2 protein-coding genes are annotated in these 2,656 nt (G+C 42.5%); one reads left to right on the top strand and one right to left on the bottom strand.

Translation table 11 applies throughout. The annotated features are described in order from the left end of the window. The first annotated feature begins 339 nt into the window (after nt 1-339). The gene (locus tag H6F50_RS25145) at nt 340-1,503 is read left to right on the top strand and encodes a clostripain-related cysteine peptidase (RefSeq protein WP_190430792.1); all 1,164 of its coding nucleotides are present in this window, start codon (nt 340-342) and stop codon (nt 1,501-1,503) included. 42 nt (nt 1,504-1,545) lie between these two features. On the opposite strand, the gene H6F50_RS25140 is transcribed toward H6F50_RS25145, so the two are convergent. Continuing rightward, nucleotides 1,546-2,376: an ABC transporter permease gene (locus tag H6F50_RS25140; RefSeq protein ID WP_190430791.1), complete on the bottom strand. Its 831-nt coding sequence runs from the start codon at nt 2,374-2,376 to the stop codon at nt 1,546-1,548. Between the last annotated feature and the right edge of the window lie 280 nt (nt 2,377-2,656).

Here is a 2,656-nt window from a genome sequence, read left to right as displayed (position 1 = left end):
GAGATGACAAGCATTGGATGGGATGTCATCGAGTTGATAGTCGAAACAATGATGTTTTTGATATCTGGAAAGACCAAAGATGGCACTCCACTAGCCGAGTGCAGGTAGCGACTAGGTTGAGGTAGAGGTTGAGTCAACAGAGCGATCGCGCAATTAAATCCTCTTCTGAGCGTCCTTAGTATTTTGACGGTTCAAAATTTAATCTTGCTGATGAGCGAATTGATAAGCACCGACGAAGGAAAGCGGGTCGCTTGATCTTGCGAGTTTGCTTTGCCAGGGGTTAACATCGAAGCATTCATCCATAATTACTGAGTTACTAGCTCTATGAAGCGCAGAAAGTTGCTTCAGTATTCGGCGTTAGGTAGTGTATCCTTTTTAGGAAATTTGATTTTAATCAGCCAAAATCAGTCAGATATTATTGCTACAACCATGAGCAATAAGCGACTCTACGAATGGATTTTTTTATATTGGATGCCTTATGATAACGACCTTTCAAAATTTGGCACTCCTATTATGGATATGCTTACGAAAAGTGTAAAAAGCGACAATATCCTTGTAGCGGTACAATCTGATTTTACCGGAGCTAAAAGAATTTCAAGAAGCATCCTTACTAAAGGAACTATTTCTACTCAAAGCTTAAATACAGCAAACAGCGCCAGTGAAGAAGCTTTTTCGGAATACCTTAGCTGGGCTAAGTCGCAATTTCAAGCTAAAAAATGGGCAATTGTATTCTTAGGACATGGGGGTCGTTTAGATGAAATTAGCCCAGATGAACACCCTGAACCAGGCTTAAATTTAAAAACTCAATGGATGAATATCCAAAAATTGAGCAGTCTGATCGCAAATTTTAATCAGCAAGTAGGCAAGCGAGTGGAGTTAGTTTTCTTTCAAAATTGCAATAAAGGAACTATTGAAGCCAACTATACTTTTCGAGATACAGCTAAATACACTCTTTCTTCCCAATTACTGCTAGGTGTTCCCAATTATTATTACGAGCAATTATTTAATTTTTTGGGGCGTCAACCAGAAATTAGTGGAGGACAGCTAGCGGAAAAGATTATGGAGTTTGAATCTAGCGATATGTACCATAGCTATACCGCTATCAATAATCGTGCTATCACGCAACTATCTGCAAAAATTAATCCGCTTATCGATGCAGTTCTGGCAGCTAATATAAAAAATATAAATTTGAGCAACCTGACAACTTATAAGTATATGGGTGAGCGGTTTGTCGATGTTGTCTCATTTTTTCAAACTATCACCAATCAGTCAGGAGCAAATCAAAATAAATACAATGAATTCGTTGATTTTTTAAATAATTCAATCATTTATAAAGTAAAACAAAATGGTACATTATTTCGCCCTATTCCAGAATATGAAAATTTTTCGGGGCTTGGTATATTTTTCCCGAAAAGCAAGCAAGAACTGGAAAAATACCGCGATTTTAAGGCTTTTGAGGACTTGAAACTTCTCAAACTTTTCGACACAATTCTAGTTAGCTGATTAGTGAAGAAAGGTGGACAGTGCCCACCTTCACTGAATCAATTAATCTTGTTGATGAGCGAATTGATAAGCACCGACGAAGGAAAGCGCGATCGCCATCACCACTAAAATCGGCACCGAGTACCAGGGAAACTGCGACATTGGCAAGTAAGCGGCGGCGCGTAAGCCAATACTGGTATAAGTTAGGGGCAGCAGATAGACGACTACTTTCAGGGCAGCCGGGAGAGTTGCGGGATCGAAGAAAGTTGCGCCCAAAAACGACATGGGGATGATGACGAAATTATTGTAAAGACCAACCGCTTCGAGCGATCGCACGCTTAACCCGACAATCACACCCAACCCGGCAAACACCGCGCAATTCAGCACTACCAACAGCAGAAACAAAGGGTTCAAAAAACTCCAAACCTTGCCGGTGAAGAGTACCGCTACTAAAATCACCGAACCCGCTGTCATCAACCCCCGCACCACGCCAGCTAGCATTTTGCCTAAGTGCAAAGCGAGAGGATGCACTGGTACCAGCAGCATTTCTTCAAAAGTTTTCGAGAACAAGCGATCGCCACAGATGGAAAATGTCGTGCCAGTGAAACTAATCACCATCGACGATAGCGCCACCATCCCCGGCAAAATGAATTCCAGATAGTTATTGTAATTACCGCTAATTCCGACACCGGGCTTAATGGAACTACCCAACCCCAATCCAAACGCCAGAATGTAAATCAGAGGCGATATTAGCCCAGATGCTGCCACCTGCACAATTCGGACACGTAAATCTAACCAATCCCCCCAAAAAACGGTGAGACTATCGGCAATCAGGGTTTGAAACTGGGAGCTTTTCGAGGCTTTGCCCAGATGTAGCGACGTTTGTGATTTCACAGATGCAAGCCAACAACAGAGAACTGCTTAATTTTTACTTTACATTTAATCCAGCCCCCACCTAGCTTGAGACAGAAGCCAAGCAGAGGCGAGGAGGCAATGAGATTTCGCTCCCCTGCACCTCTCCCCTGTGCCTCTCCCTGCACCTCCTACACTCGTCAGTCGAGGGCAAAATCAGTCACAATAAATCAACGACTACCTTCCCGTGCAACAGATGGAGGCTGGAGGCGATCGCTGTGCTGCAAAGATTTCTAATCATTCTTGTAATACTTGTACCTTT

This window comes from Coleofasciculus sp. FACHB-712, assembly GCF_014695635.1.
GTDB lineage: Bacteria > Cyanobacteriota > Cyanobacteriia > Cyanobacteriales > FACHB-T130 > FACHB-T130.
This window is presented reverse-complemented; position numbering and strand designations above follow the sequence as displayed.